This window comes from Achromobacter sp. Marseille-Q0513, from assembly GCF_018195695.1.
GTDB lineage: Bacteria > Pseudomonadota > Gammaproteobacteria > Burkholderiales > Burkholderiaceae_B > Achromobacter.
In genome coordinates this window covers 1-2,420 of sequence record NZ_JAGTJY010000337.1, presented here as the reverse complement: position 1 = coordinate 2,420, position 2,420 = coordinate 1, and the positions used below count along the sequence as shown (strand labels likewise).

Genomic DNA, 2,420 nt, shown 5'->3' with positions numbered 1-2,420 from the left:
ATTCTGGGCCTGCTTCGGCGATCCCGCCGGCCCCAGCACGCGCAGCAGGCCGCCCAGGGTGCAGCAGAGGAAGGTCAGTGGCAACAAGCAGCCACAGGTAGGGCGCGCTCACGCTGGCCAGCAGGCAATACAGGCCGCCGGCCAGTCCAAGCGCCAGCATGGCGCCCGCGCGTTGCCGCAAGGGGCCGCCGGGATCGCCGAAGCAGGCCCAGAATGCCGCGATGGCGCTCCAGCCCAGCCGGGGTTCATCGAGCAGCACGGCCAGTATCACCGGCGCCGCGCTGGTGGCGGCGGCCTGCAGGGCGTCCAGCCAGAGGATGCGGCGCATGGCGGCGCGCCAGGGAGCGGGGGAGGAAATCAAGCTGCTGCTTCGTTCAGGAAGGGGGCCGGCGGGCGCGAGGCGCACACCCTACCATGCCGGGAAGACCGCCCATGCGCCTTCTTTCGTGGCAGGTCGTCGCCAATTTCGCGGGAGCCTACAGGTATGGTTACACATCTGTGACATCCGCGCCGCGCGAGCACAAATTAATCTGGAGAAAACAGCGGAAATCGCCTAAAAAAACGTAAGCGTTACAACGCTGAATCGCCGGCTTGCGCAGTTCCGTGCCGGCGTTCATGTCCAGTGTGTCTCGGACCGCGCCCGGACAGCGCGGCCCAGAATCCGGGACGCTTCAGGAGCGTAGACATGACGCTGAATCAACAGGCAGCCTCCGGTCAGGTTGCGGACGACGTTGAAATTGCGGCCATGGTCGCCGGCAAGGACGGGCTCAGGGTATTGCTGCAGCCCCAGGTGGACCTGCTTACCGGCCGCATCGTATCGGCCGAGGCCTTGGCGCGTTGGCAGCACCCCCGCCTGGGCACGGTCATGCCCGCCGATTTCATCCCCTCGATCAACCGGCAGGGACTGGACAGGAAACTGTTCGAGCGCGTCAGCGTGCGCGTGATCGAGATGCTGCAGACCATGCGGCGCGCGGGCGTCGCCATTCCCGTTGCGATCAACGCGCCGGCCAGCACGCTGTCCGACGCCGGGGCGGTCGAATCGCTGCTGCAGCGCATCCGCGCCGCCGAGCTGCCCGCTTCGCTGTTGCGGGTGGAACTCACCGAGGATCAGCCCATCCGAGAGCTCGACGTGCTGCGAGCCTCGCTGCTGAAACTGGAAGAGGCCGGCTGCGAGGTCAGCCTGGACGATTTCGGCACCGGCCATGCCTCGCTCAAGCTGCTCTCCGCCATCCCGCTGTCCGAAGTGAAGATCGATCAGTACTTCGTCACCCGCATGCGGCGCAGCGCCGTGGCGTTCGAAGTGTTGCGCACGGCGGCCGAGCTGGCCACCCGGATGGGCTGGCGCGTCGTGGCCGAAGGCGTGGAGAACGTCGAGGACATCCCCGCGCTGCGCGCGGCGGGTTGCCGCTACGGGCAGGGCTACGCGCTGGGTCGGCCCATGCTGCTGGACGAGCTGATGATCCGGCTGCGCACGCAGTACGACGGCGGCGAACCGTTGGCCGCGTCCGCCGCCTATGCCTCGTCGTGGATCCAGGCCTATGGTGGCGGGGCGGTGAAGTCCGAGGCGGATCGCGTGCAGGCGATCCAACCTGTCGCCACGCAATAGCGGGCGCCTCCCCGGCCTGTCCGCCCCTTCAGAAGCGGCACGGTTTCGGCATCAAACCGTCCGCGCCGCCCAGAAAGCCGTGCGCACCGACGGCGCGCTCGCGATCCGCGCGGCGACGCGGTCCAGGTCTTCCTCGTCGACCGCGGCTTCGCTCAGGGCGGCCTCGATCTCGACCTCGTTCTCGCCGAACTGGTCGATCTTCAGCTCCGACAGCGGCAGTTGCTCCGCCTCCAGCACGTCTTCCAGCACGGTCATGGCGGCCTGGCGCTCGTCCACGTGCGCGATCACGTGGATGACGGTGGTGACTTCGGTGGTCTGCGCGTCGACCGGCTGACGGTTGATATGGCTGACCAGGGGCCGCAGCAAGGTGTTCGCGGCCAACACGAAGGCCGTGGCGGCCACCGCTTCGAGCAGCAGCGACGCGCCCGCGCAGGCGCCGATGGCGGCCGAGCCCCACAGCGTGGCGGCGGTGTTCAGCCCGCGGATGCTGCCGCCTTCGCGCATGATGGCGCCCGCGCCCAGGAAGCCCACGCCCGACACCACATAGGAAATCACGCGCGCGCCGCCGTCGGCGCCGCCGACGCGAAAGGCCATGTCGACGAAGATGGCGGCGCCCACCGCCACCAGCGCGTTGGTGCGCAGGCCCGCCGTGCGTTGGCGGAACTGGCGTTCGAAGCCGACGATGGAGCCCAGCACGAAGGCGCTGAGCAGGCTGACCAGCGTATTGGCCAGCGTCAGCAATTGGATGTTCTCGAAGTTTTTCATCTTGTTCTCTTGCAGCGTATTGTGAACAGGGCGCGGCCCGCCCCTTGCG

The 2,420-nt window shown here is 68.1% G+C and carries 2 protein-coding genes and 1 pseudogene; 1 reads left to right on the top strand and 2 read right to left on the bottom strand.

The annotated features are described in order from the left end of the window. Window positions 1-328, bottom strand: a pseudogene (locus KDH83_RS30360) (hypothetical protein); the annotation flags it as partial. A 357-nt stretch (window positions 329-685) separates the two neighbouring features. Here KDH83_RS30360 and KDH83_RS30355 point away from each other — a divergent pair. Continuing rightward, the gene (locus KDH83_RS30355; protein ID WP_212322671.1) at window positions 686-1,606 is read left to right on the top strand and encodes an EAL domain-containing protein; all 921 of its coding nucleotides are present in this window, start codon (window positions 686-688) and stop codon (window positions 1,604-1,606) included. A gap of 51 nt (window positions 1,607-1,657) precedes the next feature. Here KDH83_RS30355 and KDH83_RS30350 read toward each other — a convergent pair whose 3' ends face one another. Next, a complete protein-coding gene (locus KDH83_RS30350; protein ID WP_212322669.1) occupies window positions 1,658-2,371 on the bottom strand; it encodes an MgtC/SapB family protein in 714 nt (237 codons plus the stop codon). Between the last annotated feature and the right edge of the window lie 49 nt (window positions 2,372-2,420).